Origin of the sequence: Mesorhizobium sp. M00.F.Ca.ET.216.01.1.1, assembly GCF_004010325.2 — a bacterium.
In the GTDB taxonomy this organism is placed as follows: Bacteria; Pseudomonadota; Alphaproteobacteria; order Rhizobiales; family Rhizobiaceae; genus Mesorhizobium.
This window is the reverse complement of the sequence record NZ_SADR02000012.1, coordinates 196177-212108: the sequence shown is the minus strand read 5'-3', so window position 1 is coordinate 212108 and position 15932 is coordinate 196177. Positions and strand designations below refer to the sequence as shown.

Here is a 15932-nt window from a genome sequence, read left to right as displayed (position 1 = left end):
GACGACCAATCGCGGCTCAGAAAAGGCCACGGCGCCCTCAACATGGCCATCGTGCGCCATTTCGCCATCAACCTGGTCCGTACCGTCAGCGATAAGCACTCCATCAAACTCAGACGCAAAAAGGCCGGGTGGAGCACCGACTACCTCGCCGCAATCCTCGGCGAGCTCCGCCGTTAACCTGGATTCGGAGCCCTGATGAAGACCCGCCATGCCGCCGACATTATCGTTTTCATGTCGTATCATTGCAGGCCAGTGTGGCGCCCCGAAATTCGCGGTGCTTTGGAGCTGCGCAACCAGCGCGTCAAAATAGCAGGAACTTCAAATCCACCCCACCAGAGCAGGACTTGCGCATGGCCAATGAAGACAAGACAATCGCCATTGCCGGTGCCGGCAGCATCGGCTGCTACGCCGGTGCCTGCCTGGCGCTTGCCGGCCGGCAGGTGGTTCTGCTGGCACGGCCACGCATCGACGAAGCCTTGCGGAAAGCTGGCTTGCGGGTCACCGACCTTGCCGGCCGCGACCGCCTCATAAAGGCCGATGCGCTTTCGGTCGCCGCCGATCCGGCGCGGGGATTGTCCGAAGCCGATGTGATCCTGGTGACGGTCAAGAGCGGCGCTACGCAGGATATGGCCGGCCTCATTGCCGCCCACGCCCGGCCGGATGCGGTGGTGGTCAGCCTGCAGAACGGCGTCGACAATGCCGATAGGCTGCGGGCTTGGCTTGCCGGCCGGCTGGTGCTGGCGGGCATGGTGCCGTTCAACGTGGTCCAGTCGCCGGACGGCGAATTGCCGCTTCGCATGCACCGTGCCAGCGACGGCAAGGTGATCATCGAAGACGGGCCGGCCGGTCTTGTCGAGCTCCTCGATGTCGCCGGGCTTGCGGTTGAAACGCATGGCGACATGAAAGCGGTACTGTGGGGCAAGCTGCTGCTCAACCTGAACAACGCGCTTGTCGCGCTTTCCGGCCTGCCGCTGGCCGCTCAATTGGCGGACCGGCGCTGGCGGCTGATCCTGGCCGGCCAGATCGATGAGGCACTGGCGGCGCTGAAGGCGTCGGGTATCGAGCCGGCGCGGATCGCCGGCCTGCGCCCGGCGCTGCTGCCAAAAGTGCTCAGGTTGCCGGACTGGCTGTTCAAGCTCGTGGCGCGGCGGATGCTTGCCATCGACCCCGAGGCACGCTCGTCGATGTGGGACGACCTTCAGCGCGGCCGGCCGACGGAGATCGGCGACCTGCAGGGCGCGGTCCTGGGCCTCGCCGAAAAGACAGGCACACCGGCGCTGCTGGTAAAACGGGTCGCTGCCTTGGTGCGAGAGGCCGAGCAGGAAAAGCGTGGTTCACCCGGCCTGATGCCGGAAGCAATCACTTCCGGCCTTCGATCAGGGTGATCTTCTGCCAGATCTTGCGTGACAGGTTCGAGGCCAGATTCTCGATGTCGTTGACGCCGTCGATAACCACATGGTCATTGACCGACTGGGCAAACAGCGCGGCAATCTTGCCGGTGATCGACAGCATTTCGGAACGGTAGTCGAGGTAGCGCGCAAGCTCGGCGCCGTTGGTGATACGGGCAGGAGAATGCGTCGTCGGCTTGAAATTGGCTGAAAGCGCTCCCGGATCCTTGGTCAGCTGATGCATGTCGATGACGTGGATCAACGATCGCAGACCGTGAAGTTTGCGAAACACCTGCTTGCGCTTGATGCGTTCCTCGGAGCGGACCAGAGCAAGGAAGCCGAGCACGGCAAGGATGATCATGTTGAGCGAGGCTTCGAGGCCCTGCACCGACTGGACGGCATCGTCGGGCTTCGAGATACGTTCGAGCGGCAGGATGGTGCCGACGAACAGGAACATCAGCGCGCCGGCGACGACGGCGGCGATGATGACGCCGCGCAGCCACCAAATCGGCGCTTCGAGCGCCTTGGCCGCCTTCGCCAGGCCGCGCGACAGCGAGACGAGCTCAGCGGCGACGACGCGCAGGCCTGCTTCGGGAAAACGCTCGGCGATGCGCTCTTGCAGCCGCTCGGCGGTCTCGATGATCAGTTTCGGATCAAGCGTGCGGTAGCGCATGGCGAAATGTCCGATCGACGCTCAGGGATCGGCTGGTGCGTTGGTGCGTTTGCCGTAGCGGTTGGGCCCAGCCTGTCCTGGAAACAGGCAAAGCACGAGGAAGGCGACGATCGAGACGACCGGCACGAACAGCACCAGCGCCGCAATGCCCGGCTTGTCGAGATCGTGCAGCCGCTTCACCGCCAGCACGACGTTCGACCACAGCGAAGCGATGAAGGCGACGAAGAAAATGAACGACCACATGTTGCTCTCGGCCGTGCCTTCCGGCACCAGCGTGAAGCGGTAGAGCGGGAAGGCCTGGATGATGGCCACCAGCAGTCCGCCAAGAAAATAGGCCGCGCGGCTGACGCGGCCCGAGGTTTTGAAGAAAAGCCAAATGAGGTCTGATTTTTCAGGCAAGCGGATCCGGTCCATATTGATTGGCACCCTTGGTGCCTTCGAGGATGCCGAGCTCGACCAGCAGCCAGACGGCGCCGACGATCGGCACCAACCCGATCAGCGACCACCAGCCTGACTTTTCGCGATCGTGCCAGCGCTTGGCGTAGACGCCGAAGACCGGGTAGAGCATGGCGAGCGCGTATATCACATAGATGAAGCCATAAGGTATGCCGTTAAAGGTCGTGCCGAGTATGTTATCCAGGATCATGGCGACAATTGCGCCGACGAAAATCACGCCGACGCAAGCCCAGAACTTGCCACGATTGATACGACCGTCATAACTCGTCAGAAGATATTTCCAGTCCATGTCACCCTTCCGCGTTGAATCAGCGCGACGCATTGTCGCGCTGGCGGAAGGTGCGTCCGTTTCCGGAAAAGATCAATCGCGCAGCAATTCGTTGATCGAGGTCTTGGAGCGGGTCCTGGCGTCGACCCGCTTGACGATGACGGCGCAGTAGAGGCTCGGACCGGGCTCGCCATTGGGCAATGGCTTGCCGGGCAGGGAACCGGCGACGACGACGGAATTGGCCGGCACTTCGCCATAGAAGACTTCGCCGGTGGCACGGTCGACGATCTTGGTCGACTGGCCGATGAAGACGCCCATGCCGAGCACCGAGCCCTCGCGCACGATGCACCCCTCGACCACCTCGGAGCGCGCGCCGATGAAGCAATTGTCCTCGATGATGGTGGGGCCGGCCTGCATCGGTTCCAGCACGCCGCCGATGCCGACGCCGCCCGACAGATGCACGTTCTTGCCGATCTGAGCGCAGGAGCCGACGGACGCCCATGTGTCGACCATGGTGCCGCTGTCGACATAGGCACCGACATTGACGAAGGACGGCATCAGCACGGCGCCCGGCGCGACATAGGCGGAGCGGCGCACGATCGACGACGGCACGGCGCGAAAGCCTGCCTTCTCGAAATCGACGGCGCTCCAGCCGTCGAATTTCGACGGCACCTTGTCCCACCACACGGCCTGGCCGGGACCACCCTTGATGATCTCCATCGGGTTGAGCCGGAACGACAGCAGAACCGCTTTCTTCAGCCACTGGTTGACATGCCATTTGCCGTCGGCCTGGCGCTCGGCAACGCGGGTGACGCCCCGGTCGAGCAGGTCGAGCGCCGACTGGATCGCATCGCGCGTCTCGCCACGGGTTGCCGTCGAAATCGTCTCACGCTCCTCGAAGGCTTTCTCGATGGTCTTCTCGAGGCTCGCCAGATCGGGCTTCGACATCAATTCGCTCCATTACCACGCTGTTAAGGGGCAACGCCTTAACCTGTCTGAAAGTCGCGCGGACCCTATGTGAAGGCTTGGTGAGGGTCAATCGCGGCAACGCCACGGGGCGGCGCAAGTGAACAATCTGGACGGGTAAGGCCAATATGAATCCTATGGAAAAGGCGGGGTGGACGCCGCTGCCGCATTCGGACGAGGATCTGGAGCGGTCGAAGAGCGTGCCCGAGACGCCGCAGACGCGCGCTGCCACCTATCGGCTGGCCTGGAACGATCCCGAGTTCATGACGCGGCGCGAGCTGCGCGCGGTAAGGCTGCAGCTCGAATTGCTGAAGCCGGAGATGATCCTGGCCGAACGCGGCATTCAGTCGACAGTGATCCTGTTCGGCGGCGCTCGCATCCCCGAACCCGGCGGCGAAGCCTGGGCGGCGAAGAACGAGACGCAGAAGAAGAACCTCGAGCAGAACAGCAAATATTACGAGGAGGCGCGTAAGTTCGCCCGTCTTTGCGCACAGCAATCGGCCGCCTCCTATTATCGCGAATTCGTCGTGGTGACCGGTGGCGGTCCCGGTGTCATGGAAGCCGGCAACCGCGGCGCCGACGATGTCGGTGCACCGTCGATCGGCCTCAACATCGTGCTGCCGCATGAGCAGGCACCGAACGCCTATGTGACGCCGGAGCTCTGTTTCAACTTTCACTACTTCGCCGTCCGCAAGATGCATTTCGTCATGCGAGCCAAGGCGGTTGCAGTGTTTCCGGGCGGCTTCGGCACGATGGACGAATTCTTCGAGACGCTGACCCTGATCCAGACCGGCCGCATGGAGCGCGTCCCGGTGATCCTGTTTGGCAAGGCCTTCTGGGAAAGGGCGATCGATCTCGATTTCCTCGCCGAGCAAGGCACGATCACGCCCGGCGACCAGGACATCATCGACTTCGTCGACACCGCCGACGAGGCCTGGGGGATCGTCAGCCGCTTCTACAATCTCTGAGAGTGCTGGCTGCGATTATGCAGGGACCTCGACGATCGCCGTGAGGAAGCCGGCGAGGTCGTCGGTGACGAAATCCACATCGTCCTCATTGGCCGGATCACGTTCCCAGATCTCGGAGAAGGTTGGTTCGAAATTGCGCGGCACGACCAGTACTGTGGTCATGCCCAGCGATTTCGGCACCGACAGATTGCGCGCGAGATCCTCGAACATCACCGCATTGTGGCCGGTGACGGAGTGAAGCTCGGCAAATTTCTCGTAGGTCTGGCGTGCCGGCTTGGGGTTCAGCCCGGCCGCGACGATGTCGAAGATGTCGTCGAAATGCTCGAGTATGCCGAGCTGGCGCGCGGTGCGCTCGGCGTGCCGGCGATCGCCATTGGTGAAGATGAACTTGCGGCCGGGAAGCTGGCGGATTGCGGTGCCCAGAACGGGATCGGGCACCAGCCAGGAATAATCGATGTCATGGACCTTCTCGAGGAAATCGTCCGGGTCGATGCCATGGCGCGTCATCAGCCCGTTCAGCGTCGTGCCGTATTCCAGGTAGAGCTCCTTCTGCAGCTTGCGGGCATCGTCGCGCGGCAGCGTCAGCAGTTCACCGACATAGGCGGTCATCTTCACGTCGATCTGCGCGAACAGATTCGAATGGTGCGGATAGAGCGTGTTGTCGAGGTCGAAAACCCAATCGGTGACATGGGCGAAGCGAGCAGGGTCCGGGAGCGTGGTCATGCGATCCTTATGGCACGAAACAATTTAAGCTTCGAAGCCTTTTCTGGCAGTGGATTTATCCACAACTTATACGGGTTAAAAGTCGCGAAAATGGCATGACGATTCAAATTTTAGGCGTCGCCGAAAGGTGGCCTTCAGCGCTTGCTGGCACAGAAGCGGTTCAGTGGGAGCAAGCGATGAATCGCATATTTCTGAAATCCGCAGTCATCGCTTTCGCCTCTGTAGCGGCCTCGCTTTTGCTGACGCTCATCGTCGTTCCTGCAATGGGCTTTCCGATCAGCCGCACGATCTGGCTGACATCGACGGTCTGTCCGCTGGCCCTTACCTGGATCGCCAGCGCCAGCACCTTCTGGCAAAGCGACAGGCTGAAGTGCGCGCATCGTGAACTCGCCCGCGCCCATGCCCAGCTTGCCGCCGCTCACCGTCGCCTGTCGGAAAAGGCGAGCCGCGACAACATGACCGGCATGCTCAACCGCGAGAGCTTCTTTGCGGCCCTCGACGGCTCTCGGCGCAAATCCGACCGCGGCGCGCTGCTGATCATCGATGCCGACCATTTCAAGATGATCAACGACAGCTTTGGCCATCTGACCGGCGATGATGCGCTGCTCTTGATCGCCAGCGCGATTGAGCGTGGCGTGCGCAGCGGCGACGTGCTCGGCCGTATCGGCGGTGAGGAATTCGGCGCGTTCCTGGTCGGCGCCACCGAACAGGAAGCCAAACGCGTCGCCGAACGCATCCGCCGTGAAGTCGAGTTGATCCGCTTCCGTCCCGCCGACGAGAGAACGGTTCCGCTGACCGTCAGCATCGGCGGCATCACCTGCGGCGAGGACGTCGCGGTGTCGGACCTGATGCGTGCCGCCGACCAGCGGCTTTACGAAGCCAAGCATCGCGGCCGCAATCTATCGATCATCGACCGCGATATTTCCGAAGCCGCCTGAGTTCGGCTCGGAAGCTCTCTCCTTGTTAGGAAAATCCTGTCTGCATTCCGCCGCGCCATTTATCCGGCCGCAAGCGGGTCGGCTAGGCTTGGCATGAATTGGCTTCTCTTGCGGCGCGATGAATGGCCTGTCGAGCGGCAGTGCTGTCAAAAGCCGTAGATGGCGATGCGCACAAGCACGGCAGCAGCCGCCAGCTCCACCAGCGCGATGCCAAGGCCAATGGGAGAACCCCAGCCATACCATTCCATCGCCAGCTTGGCGTATCTGAACTCCTCGGCCGGTGTGAGCGGCCCGCGCGTCTGGTTCCGGTTCATTTTTCATTCCTTGCTGGCGGCTGTGATTGGCCTGCGCCTTGCACCGGGCGCAGTCGCATATTACTATAATAGCCGTAATGTTAGACAGATTGATAGTTAGATGATCGAAGTAAATTCGTCAAGCATGAATCGCGCCGACATGAAGACGGCCATCAGCCTTGCCGTCATGGGCTGGCAGGACGCGACGCAGGCCTACGACGAGGCAGTGGGAGACAAGCTTGAGCTGAGTATGGCCGAACGCCATTGCCTGGCGCTGCTCTATGGCTGCCCGCAATCGGCAGGCGCGGTGGCGGCCGCAACAGGGCTGACGCCGGCAGCCGTCACCGCGCTCATCGACAGGCTCGAGGCACGCGGCCTGCTGACGCGAACGCGCAGCCTCGAGGACAGGCGCAAGGTGGTGATAGAGGCGACGGAACTCACGCGAGAACTATCGGCCCGCTATTATGGCGCCATCGCGCAGGAGGCAGAAAAGGTGATCGCCACATTCAGCGACGCCGAGCTCGCCACGATCCTGCGCTTCGTGACCGCGTCGCTCGACCTTCAGCGCGACCAACTCGCCCGGCTGAAGGCCGAGGCCCTGGAAACAGCCGACAGCCTATAGGCTCGCCGGGTCGAGTGCAGGCTTGCCTTTGTGGCGCCCGACGATCGCTGCCATTCCGGCGACGTTCTGGAAGGCATCGCGCAAAACGTCGAAGGACGGCAGCACGAAATAGGCGCGCTGGAATTTGTCGATCTCGTAGCTGGTGCGCATCACCATTTCCAGGTCGAAGGCGACATGGTGCGCATCCTTGCCCTCAACCGCGAATTGAAGTTCCGTGAATGACGACATCAGGCCGGCGCCAAAAGCCTTCAGCGGTTGGCCGGCTTCCTTTATCAACCCGTATTCGACGGTGTACCAGTACAAGCGGCTGATCATCTCGTCGCCGCCAAGCGCAATCAGCTCCTCGGCCTTCTCGCCATACATCTGCATGAAATCGGCAAACACCGGCTGCGTCAGGATCGGCACGTGGCCGAAGAAGTCGTGGAACATATCGGGCTCGACGATGTAATCGAGCTCCTGTTTCGTCCGCAGCCAGTTGGTCACCGGGAAGCGGCGGCTGGCGAGATGGACGAAAAAGGCTGGTGCGGGAATGAGGCCCGGCACGGCGACGATTTCCCAACCGGTAAGCTTGCGCAACTTTTCGCTGACTGCACCGAAATCCGGAATCCTGTCGAGCAGGCCGAGCGTGGCAACACCGTCAAGATAGGACCGGTGCGCCAGCTTTTTGGTCAGCTTCGTCTGGCGGTCGCAAAGCGTGCGCCACACCGCCTGCTCGTCGTCGGTGTAGTTGTAGCACTGCGCCACGGTGAAATCGGCACGGCAGACCGAATAGTCGCCACGAAGGCCCTGCGCCGCGCATTCGCGGGCGTAATCGGCAACGCTCATCGTCATGGCTGTTCTCCCTGGAAATCACGACTAACATCATAAAAATCTAGCTCGATCCGGTGAGGCAAATTCGCTTTCATGATGGCCCGAATACGGGATTTGAGGTAAAAGCCACCACAGCAAAGCTGTAGGAGAGTGAAAGTGCCTCAGTTTGACGATTTTGAGATCAAGATGCTCGACATCTTGCAACGTGACGGACGCAAGCCTGTATCCGAACTGGCTCAGGAGATTGGCCTGTCGACGACGCCATGTGCGCGGCGCTTCGAGGCTCTTCAGAGCGCCGGCATCATCAAGGGCTTTGCCGCCGTGCTCAGCCGCCGCGCCGTCGGCCTGATGGTCGAAGTGTTCATTCAGGTGCGCCTCGTAACCCACAGCGACGGTTCGCCCGAAGCCTTCATCGCCGCCGTGCAGCGCATGGACGAGGTCTCCTCATGCTGGACGATGACCGGCGACTACGATTTCCTGCTGCATGTGATGGTGCCGTCGGTCGACGAGCTCAACGCCTTCGTCATGCACCGGCTGATGCGGCTCGATGGCGTGCGCGACGTCCACACGCAGCTCGTGCTGCAGAACATCAAGGGGCCGGGCCACGTGCCGCTCGGGCATCTGCGGCGATGAGGGGCGGTTCCCGGCATCTGCATTTCTGCTGAAAGCTGCACGGAAACTGTTCGCTGAGTGCCTGACAGGATTTTCTGAGCGGCGAGCCAGTCAGCCGTTGCCGCTCACGGCACGATCAGCGTGCCGGCGCCGTGTTCGGTAAACAGTTCGAGCAGCACCGAATGCGGCGTCTTCCCGTTGAGGATGACGACGCCTTCGACGCCGCGCTCGATCGCCTCGATGCAGGTCTCGACCTTGGGGATCATGCCGCCCGACACCGTGCCGTCCTTGATCAGCGCCTTGGCCTCGGCGACGGTCAGCTCGTCGATGAGCTTCTTGTCCTTGTCGAGCACGCCGGGCACGTCGGTCAGGAACAGCAGCCGCGTCGCCTGGCAGGCGCCTGCAATGGCGCCGGCAAAGGTGTCGGCGTTGATGTTGTAGGTATGGCCGTCGCGGCCGGGCGCCACCGGCGCCAGCACCGGGATCATTTCGGACCGCGCCAGAAGGTCGAGCAGTGTGCGGTCGACCTCGACGGGCTCGCCGACGAAGCCGAGATCGAGCACCCGCTCGATGTTGGAGTCGGGGTCGATCATGGTCTTGCGCGCCTTTTCGGCAAACACCATGTTGCCGTCCTTGCCGCACAGGCCGATCGCCCACTCGCCCTCGGCATTGATCAGCGCCACGATCTCCTTGTTGATCGAGCCGGCCAGCACCATCTCGACGATCTCGACGGTCTTCTGGTCGGTGACGCGCAGGCCGCCCTCGAATTTCGATTCGATGCCCATCTTGGCCAGCATCGCGCCGATCTGCGGTCCGCCGCCATGGACGACGATCGGGTTGACGCCCGACTGCTTGAGCAGTGCGATATCGCGGGCGAAGGCCTTGCCGAGCGCATTGTCGCCCATGGCGTGGCCGCCATATTTCACCACCACCGTCTTGTTCTCGTAGCGCTGCATATAGGGCAGCGCCCTCGAAAGCAGTGCGGCCTGCATTTCGGCGGTGGCGGCGACGTCCGTCGTCATCGGCGTGGTTCCCAGCTTGGCATGAACGGCGGCGTCTTAGCGGGAATTGGAGCAGGCCGCAAACGGCTTTGCTGTCACATCAGTTGAAATCGGCCTCTCTTCATGCCGGTATTTGCTTCATGCCGGTATTTGCAGGGGCGCCCGCCGCTTCAGCCATCCGGAAATCTTCTCCATCTGCGCGGCGAAGGACAGCAAGGTTTCCTCGTCACCGGGCCGGCCGGCGGCCTGGATGCCGAGCGGCAGGCCGGCATCTGTGACATAAACGGGCAGCGAGATCGACGGCTGGCCGCTGACGTTCTGGATCGCCGGCCAGTGGGTGAACCACAGGCTCTTGTCCATCAACTGCCCGAATAGCGGCTTGAGTCTCAGCAGGCGGGTCAAATGCAGCCTGTCGAGCATGTCTTCGATGAATTCGTCTACCCCTTTCGGGTCCATGGCGCCGCAGGCGAGTGGCGGATGGGCGATAACAGGCATCAGCACGGCGTCGTATTGCGCGGTCTCCGCGATCAGCTGGCGCGACGTGGCGTGCAGCCGCTGCAGGCCGGCATAGACGTCGCCGGCCGAGACGATTTCGCCGAAGCGGCTCATCACCCGCGTGGCGCGCTCGATGTCGCCGGAGATGGAGCGGCCGACGCGCAGCGCTTCGGCGCTTATCGTGCCGGCCACTGCACCGGCGACAGTCTTGCAGAAATCGACCATGAAATCGCGCCCGATATAGGGCATGTCGATCTCCTCGACGCTGTGGCCGCCTTCGCGCGCCAAGGCCACGGCCGTGTCCAGCGCTGCGAGCGTTTCGGCCGATATCGGCAGGCCGAGCGGCGATTTCCGGTAGACGGCGAGCTTGAGCTTGCCCGGGTCGCGTCCGGCGGCGGCAGCGAAGCTGCCTTTCGGCGGCGGCGCGGCGTAGGGCGACAGCGGATCCGGGCCGTGGCTGAGGTCGAGCAGCAAGGCCGAGTCCCGCACCGAGCGCGCGACTGCGTGGTCGACGACCATGCCGTACCAGCTCTCGGTGATCAGCGGCGTCAGCGGCACGCGGCCGCGCGAGGTCTTCAGGCCGACCAGTCCGGTGCAGGCCGACGGCACCCTGATCGAGCCGCCGCCGTCCGAGGCGTGCGCCACCGGTACGACGCCGGCAGCGACCAAAGCCGCAGACCCCCCTGACGAGCCACCCGTGGTGTGCGCCGTGTTCCACGGATTGCGGGTGATGCCGAAGGCGGCCGACTCGGTCATCAGCCTCAACCCATGTTCGGGTGAGGTGCTGGTAGCGATCGGAATGAGGCCGGCGGCGAGGTAGCGCTCGGTCATCACCGAATTGAAATCGGCCGTGAAAGCCGGAATGCGGCTGCCGCCATGCGTCGGCACGCCCTTCATGGCGATGCCGAGATCCTTCAGCGCAAACGGCACGCCGGCAAGCGGCAGCTTGCGGTCGACGGTCTTTGCACGCGTCCGCGCCGCGTCATAGAGCGGCTCGGCGATAGCGTTGATATCGGAGCGGGTTGCCTCGGCCCGCGCGATCGCCGCATCGACAAGGTCCTGCGGCGAAATCTCTCCCTTGTGTACCAGGCCAGCCAGGCCGGTTGCGTCATGCTCCCACAGGATCCGTTCAACCGACATTGCCGTTTTCCCCCGCTTCGCCGAGGCTAGCGACAGGCGACTTCCTTGGCAATCGACGTATGAACTACCGGCAAGGGCACAACAGGGTTCAGGTGGACAATGGTTTTTCCGCCGTTGCAAATATATCGCGATCGCCTAATTTGACGCGATGACGCCGGGGGACATCAGCAAGCTGATCGTCCGGACTTCAATGAAGGACCGGGCTGCTTTCGATCTGCTCTACCGGCAGACCAGCGCGAAACTTTTCGGCGTCTGCCTTCGTGTATTGAAGGACCGGGGAGATGCAGAAGAGGCGCTTCAGGAGGTCTTCGTCAAGATTTGGACGAAGGCGGACCGTTTCGCAGTCTCGGATCTAAGCCCGATCTCCTGGCTGGTGGCCATCGCGCGCAATCATGCGATCGATCGCATCAGGGCGCGACGCAAGCCTGCCGCCAATATCGATGACGCGCTCGACGTGGCCGATCCGGCGCCGGGGCCGGAGGCAATGGTTGTGGCGGGTGGTGAAGCCGAACGTATTTATCATTGTCTCGATGAATTGGAAAAGGATCGGGCGGCGGCCGTCCGCGGCGCCTATCTCAACGGCGAAAGCTATGCCGAACTGGCGGAACGCCATGGCGTGCCGTTGAACACGATGCGGACCTGGCTGCGGCGCAGCCTGCTGAAACTCAGGGAATGTCTGGAAAGATGACGCTGGCTGAGGACAACGGACCGGAACGTGGCGGCGACGATCTGCTTGCAGCCGAATATGTTCTTGGCGTGCTGGCAGCGGACGAACGCCAGATCGTATCCCGGCGCATCGATGCGGAAACCGGCTTCGCCCGTCTCGTCGAGGCCTGGGAGCTGTACCTGTCGCCGATGGCTGCCGCCTATCCGGAGATAGCGCCGCCGGCCACGGTCAAGCCGGCAATCGATCGCCGGCTGTTCGCATCCACCGCAACCACGCAGCCCCGCGCCGGCCTCTGGTCGAGCCTTCCCTTCTGGCGCGGCCTTGCCGCGGCGGCGGTCGCGGCGCTGGCGATCTACATTGCCGTGCCTTACGTCAATCCGCCGGTCGAACAGCCGCGGCTTGTTGCCTCGCTGGCTGCCGATGGCAGCGATGTCAAATACCTCGTCGTCTACGATACCGCCCATCGCGATGTCGGCCTGTCTCATGTCTCCGGCGAGCGTGCCGCCGGCAAGGACTTCGAATTGTGGATGATCGAAGGCAAGAACCCGCCGGTCTCGATCGGCGTCATCCCCGACGGTCAGACCGCGCACATGACCATTTCGCCGGCCATGCAGCAAAAGCTTGCGCAAGGCGCCGTGCTCGCGGTCAGCCTGGAGCCAGCCGGCGGCTCGCCGACCGGCCAGCCGACCGGACCGGTCGTCGCCGTGGGCGATCTGAAGAGCATCTGATCGGCTCTCGGAACCTCGCTCCTCCTCCCTACAAGAAGATTTCAAAAACTATCTGCCGACGCGATATGGTTCTCGGACGATATCAGCCAGAGCATACCTCGGATTGGAAAAACTTTCGATAACATAAAATTTTCTTGGGCGCACCGAAACTCACGCACTCCAGCTCCGTATCTCTCTTCGTTCCCAAGGATGGGAAACGATAACCTCAGGAGCTGAATATCATGCGTAAATTCGCCACCCTTTTGCTTGCCGGTACGGTCGCCATTTCCGCGCTCGCCACCGCCGCCTATGCCCAAAATCCAATGGTCGGCGGCGCCGCCATGTATGCCACCAAGAACATCGTCGAGAACGCCGTCAACTCGAAGGACCACACGACGCTGGTCGCCGCCGTCAAGGCCGGCGGCCTGGTCGAGACGCTGCAGAGCGCCGGCCCCTTCACCGTGTTCGCGCCGACCAACGAGGCCTTTGCAGCGCTTCCGGCGGGCACCGTCGAGACGCTGCTCAAGCCCGAGAACAAGGACAAGCTGGTCAAGATCCTGACCTGCCATGTCATCGACGCCAAGGCGCTGGCGGCGGACGTCGCGAAGATGGCCAAGGCTGACGGTGGCACGCACAAGGTCAAGACCGTCGGCGGCTGCGAACTGTCGCTCAAGGCCAAAGGCGGCAAGGTCACCGTGACCGACGAGAACGGCAACCTCGCCAAGGTGACGATCGCCGATGTCGAGCAGTCCAACGGCGTCATCCACGTCGTCGACAAGGTTCTCCTGCCGAAGATGTAACAAAGGGCTCGCGGCCAGCGAAGATATGGCCGTACCCTTCGATTGCGCGGCGTCCCGCTCCCGTGACCCGCGCAATCGGCAAGCGTACACTCCGCACCTCCGCTCCAGGCGTGGGAGCCGGTGCGGAGTGCCCGTTTAGTCTAGGTTCAGTCCAAGGGCGTCACCGGCTTTTGATTTCCCTGTGACGGTCGAATTTAGCAAGAATGACAGGAGGAATGGTGATGAACCGTCGCGATTTTCTTTTGAGCGGCGCCGCGGTCGCAACATTGTCGGCCGGCACGGCAGCGATGTTGCGCCTGGGTGGAGCGCCCGACGCGCGGGCAGCGGAAACCTTCGAAATTACCAAGACCGAGGCCGAGTGGCACACCATCCTGTCCGACGCGGCTTTCAATGTGCTGCGCAAGCAAGGCACCGAATATCCTGGCACCAGTCCCCTGCTCAACGAACACCGCAAGGGCATTTTCCACTGCGCCGGCTGCGACCTGCCGGTCTATTCGTCCGAGACGAAGTTCGATTCCGGCACCGGCTGGCCGAGCTTCTGGCAGGAGATTCACAACGCCGTCGGCAAGACCGTCGACCGCTCCTTGGGCATGACCCGCACCGAGGTCCATTGCCGCCGTTGCGGCGGCCATCTCGGTCATGTCTTCGACGATGGTCCGCCGCCGACCGGCTTGCGCCACTGCATTAACGGCGTGGCACTGACCTTCAAGCCGGCCACGGCCTGATCTGCTGCGACGCGCGTCCTTTTGGACGCGCAGAAGACGCTATGGCGCTTTGATTTGCGCGATCAGTGTCGGCCGCCCGCGCCGGCCGGCTCTGCCGGCTTGCGGATGACCAGGGTGAAGATCGCCAGTGTGGCGAACAGCGCCGTCAGCAGATAGAAAACATCCATGAACGACAGCAGCGCCGCCTGCTGGTGGACCATTCCCGACAGCTTGGAGATCGCAGCTTTCGAAGCGTCAAGATCAGCATTCTGCTGGAAGTCGAGCGTCATGTTCTGCAGCTTGCTCTGTGCCTCGGCACTGCCCCATTCAACGTGCTCGGCCAGCCTGGCGTAGTGGAAGGCATTGCGATCGATCAGCACGGTGTTGATGACGGCAAGGCCGACCGCGCCGCCGAGATTGCGGGTCAGGTTGAACAGGCCGGAGGCGTTCTTCAACCGCTCCGGCGGCAGCGTCCCGAGCGCGATGTTGTTGATCGGCACCATGCACAGCATCATCGAGGAGCCACGCAGGATCTGCGGCACCAGCAACTCCCAGAAATCCCAGTCGGCGGTCAGATAGGTCATACGCAAGGTACCGGCGGCGAAACCGAAAAAGCCGATCATCATCATCAGGCGCGGGTCCATCTTGCGCGACAGGATGCCGGAAATGGGCGCGGTGAAGAACATCGCCAGACCGCTGACGAACAACGCCTCGCCGATCATCATCGAATCGTAGCCGCGGATGCGTCCGAGGAACACCGGATAGAGATAGGTCAGGCCGTAGAGGCCGATGCCGATGACGAAGGAGAACAGCGAACCGAAGGCGAAGTTGACGTTGCTGAAGGCCCTCAGGTCGACGATCGGTTCCTCGGCAGTGAACACGCGCCAGAAGAACAGCACCGCGCCGGCCGTCATCAGGATGGCGCAGATGAACACGGCCTGGTCCTGAAGCCAGTCGTTGTTCGGGCCTTCCTCGAGCACATATTCCAGCGAGCCGAGAAAGGCTGCCATGCCGGCAAGGCCCCACCAATCGAACTTGCGGAACAAAGCGAGATTGGGCTTGTCGAAGTCGATCAGCGACCAGGTCGCTGCCGTCACCAGAATGCCGGGCACGACATTGACCAGGAACAGCCAGTGCCACGACATGGCATGGCTGATATAGCCGCCGACGGTCGGGCCGATGGTCGGCGCCAGCGTCGCCACCAGGCCGATCATCGGCGAGACGATGGCGCGGCGCGACGGCGGGAAGATGGTAAAGGCGGCAGCAAAGACGCTCGGGATCATGCCGCCGCCGATGAACCCCTGAATGGCGCGGTAGACGATCATCTGGTCGATGTTGGTGGCGGTCGCCGCCAGCGCGCTGGCCGCGGTGAAGCCTGCCGCCGAAACGGCGAACAGCACGCGGGTCGACAGCATCCGGCTGAGGAAGCCGGACAGCGGGATCATGACCACCTCGGCAATCAGGTAGGCGGTCTGCACCCACGGGATCTCGTCGGAGCTGGCGCTGAGGCCGGCCTGGATCTCGGCCAGCGAGGCCGAGACGATCTGGATGTCGAGAATCGCCATGAACATGCCGAACACCATCGCCAGGAAGGCAATGATGCGACGCGGCTCGATGTGGTCGACCGGCTTCGCCGGCGCCGCCGGCACCGATCCTGCAGTCAGGGTTGCGGTCACCATGACGTTGCTCCGTGGTTCCCGC

19 protein-coding genes and 1 pseudogene are annotated in these 15932 nt (G+C 62.7%); 10 read left to right on the top strand and 10 right to left on the bottom strand.

Going from position 1 to position 15932, the window contains the following annotated elements; genetic code table 11:
- Window positions 1-177 (top strand): annotated as a pseudogene (locus EN859_RS17720) (ISAs1 family transposase); the annotation flags it as partial.
- Between the two features lie 173 nt (window positions 178-350).
- Entirely contained in the window at window positions 351-1385 is a 1035-nt protein-coding gene (locus tag EN859_RS17715; protein ID WP_127854174.1) for a 2-dehydropantoate 2-reductase, read from the top strand.
- Here the strand turns inward: EN859_RS17715 and EN859_RS17710 are convergent.
- From EN859_RS17710 to dapD, 4 genes are all read right to left on the bottom strand, one after another.
- Window positions 1360-2061 carry a hypothetical protein gene (locus EN859_RS17710; protein WP_127854173.1) on the bottom strand — a complete coding sequence of 234 codons (702 nt, stop codon included), beginning with the start codon at window positions 2059-2061 and terminating at the stop codon, window positions 1360-1362. The two genes, EN859_RS17715 and EN859_RS17710, sit on opposite strands and share 26 nt — an antisense overlap.
- Before the next feature lie 21 nt (window positions 2062-2082).
- Window positions 2083-2460: a DUF805 domain-containing protein gene (locus tag EN859_RS17705; RefSeq protein WP_245525595.1), complete on the bottom strand. Its 378-nt coding sequence runs from the start codon at window positions 2458-2460 to the stop codon at window positions 2083-2085.
- On the bottom strand, window positions 2453-2806 hold the full coding sequence (locus EN859_RS17700) for a DUF805 domain-containing protein (protein WP_127854171.1): 354 nt from the start codon (window positions 2804-2806) through the stop codon (window positions 2453-2455). Before EN859_RS17700 ends, EN859_RS17705 begins: the two co-directional genes overlap by 8 nt.
- A gap of 72 nt (window positions 2807-2878) precedes the next feature.
- Window positions 2879-3733, bottom strand: a complete 855-nt coding sequence (gene dapD, locus EN859_RS17695; RefSeq protein ID WP_127854170.1) for a 2,3,4,5-tetrahydropyridine-2,6-dicarboxylate N-succinyltransferase — start codon at window positions 3731-3733, stop codon at window positions 2879-2881.
- A gap of 146 nt (window positions 3734-3879) precedes the next feature.
- Here dapD and EN859_RS17690 point away from each other — a divergent pair, with 146 nt between their 5' ends.
- Complete coding sequence (locus EN859_RS17690; RefSeq protein ID WP_127854169.1) at window positions 3880-4719, top strand: LOG family protein; 840 nt, start codon at window positions 3880-3882, stop codon at window positions 4717-4719.
- 15 nt (window positions 4720-4734) lie between these two features.
- Here the strand turns inward: EN859_RS17690 and EN859_RS17685 are convergent, their stop codons facing one another.
- The gene (locus tag EN859_RS17685) at window positions 4735-5442 is read right to left on the bottom strand and encodes a pyrimidine 5'-nucleotidase (protein ID WP_127854168.1); all 708 of its coding nucleotides are present in this window, start codon (window positions 5440-5442) and stop codon (window positions 4735-4737) included.
- A gap of 176 nt (window positions 5443-5618) precedes the next feature.
- On the opposite strand from EN859_RS17685, the gene EN859_RS17680 reads away from it, so the two are divergent.
- Window positions 5619-6380 carry a GGDEF domain-containing protein gene (locus EN859_RS17680; RefSeq protein WP_127854167.1) on the top strand — a complete coding sequence of 254 codons (762 nt, stop codon included), beginning with the start codon at window positions 5619-5621 and terminating at the stop codon, window positions 6378-6380.
- A gap of 146 nt (window positions 6381-6526) precedes the next feature.
- On the opposite strand, the gene EN859_RS38130 is transcribed toward EN859_RS17680, so the two are convergent.
- A complete protein-coding gene (locus tag EN859_RS38130; protein WP_189502044.1) occupies window positions 6527-6694 on the bottom strand; it encodes a hypothetical protein in 168 nt (55 codons plus the stop codon).
- Window positions 6695-6794: 100 nt separating this feature from the next.
- Between EN859_RS38130 and EN859_RS17675 the strand changes: the two genes are divergently transcribed.
- A complete protein-coding gene (locus EN859_RS17675; RefSeq protein ID WP_127854166.1) occupies window positions 6795-7295 on the top strand; it encodes a MarR family transcriptional regulator in 501 nt (166 codons plus the stop codon).
- Here EN859_RS17675 and phhA read toward each other — a convergent pair.
- Window positions 7290-8126, bottom strand: a complete 837-nt coding sequence (phhA, locus tag EN859_RS17670) for a phenylalanine 4-monooxygenase (RefSeq protein ID WP_127854165.1) — start codon at window positions 8124-8126, stop codon at window positions 7290-7292. The two genes, EN859_RS17675 and phhA, sit on opposite strands and share 6 nt — an antisense overlap.
- 135 nt (window positions 8127-8261) lie before the next feature.
- On the opposite strand from phhA, the gene EN859_RS17665 reads away from it, so the two are divergent.
- Window positions 8262-8738 carry an Lrp/AsnC family transcriptional regulator gene (locus tag EN859_RS17665; RefSeq protein WP_127854164.1) on the top strand — a complete coding sequence of 159 codons (477 nt, stop codon included), beginning with the start codon at window positions 8262-8264 and terminating at the stop codon, window positions 8736-8738.
- A 104-nt stretch (window positions 8739-8842) separates the two neighbouring features.
- Here the strand turns inward: EN859_RS17665 and argB are convergent, their stop codons facing one another.
- Together argB and EN859_RS17655 are read right to left on the bottom strand one after the other, a co-directional pair.
- On the bottom strand, window positions 8843-9739 hold the full coding sequence (argB, locus tag EN859_RS17660) for an acetylglutamate kinase (protein WP_127854163.1): 897 nt from the start codon (window positions 9737-9739) through the stop codon (window positions 8843-8845).
- A gap of 117 nt (window positions 9740-9856) precedes the next feature.
- A complete protein-coding gene (locus EN859_RS17655; protein ID WP_127854162.1) occupies window positions 9857-11353 on the bottom strand; it encodes an amidase in 1497 nt (498 codons plus the stop codon).
- A gap of 148 nt (window positions 11354-11501) precedes the next feature.
- On the opposite strand from EN859_RS17655, the gene EN859_RS17650 reads away from it, so the two are divergent.
- The 4 genes from EN859_RS17650 to msrB all read left to right on the top strand — a co-directional run bounded on the left by EN859_RS17650 (window position 11502) and on the right by msrB (window position 14252).
- Window positions 11502-12041, top strand: a complete 540-nt coding sequence (locus tag EN859_RS17650) for a sigma-70 family RNA polymerase sigma factor (protein WP_127854161.1) — start codon at window positions 11502-11504, stop codon at window positions 12039-12041.
- Window positions 12038-12748 carry an anti-sigma factor gene (locus EN859_RS17645; RefSeq protein WP_127854187.1) on the top strand — a complete coding sequence of 237 codons (711 nt, stop codon included), beginning with the start codon at window positions 12038-12040 and terminating at the stop codon, window positions 12746-12748. Before EN859_RS17650 ends, EN859_RS17645 begins: the two co-directional genes overlap by 4 nt.
- Window positions 12749-12969: 221 nt before the next feature.
- The gene (locus tag EN859_RS17640; protein ID WP_127854160.1) at window positions 12970-13527 is read left to right on the top strand and encodes a fasciclin domain-containing protein; all 558 of its coding nucleotides are present in this window, start codon (window positions 12970-12972) and stop codon (window positions 13525-13527) included.
- Window positions 13528-13748: 221 nt separating this feature from the next.
- A complete protein-coding gene (gene msrB, locus EN859_RS17635; protein ID WP_127854159.1) occupies window positions 13749-14252 on the top strand; it encodes a peptide-methionine (R)-S-oxide reductase MsrB in 504 nt (167 codons plus the stop codon).
- A gap of 62 nt (window positions 14253-14314) precedes the next feature.
- Here msrB and EN859_RS17630 read toward each other — a convergent pair whose 3' ends face one another.
- Window positions 14315-15910 carry a DHA2 family efflux MFS transporter permease subunit gene (locus tag EN859_RS17630; RefSeq protein WP_127854158.1) on the bottom strand — a complete coding sequence of 532 codons (1596 nt, stop codon included), beginning with the start codon at window positions 15908-15910 and terminating at the stop codon, window positions 14315-14317.
- Between the last annotated feature and the right edge of the window lie 22 nt (window positions 15911-15932).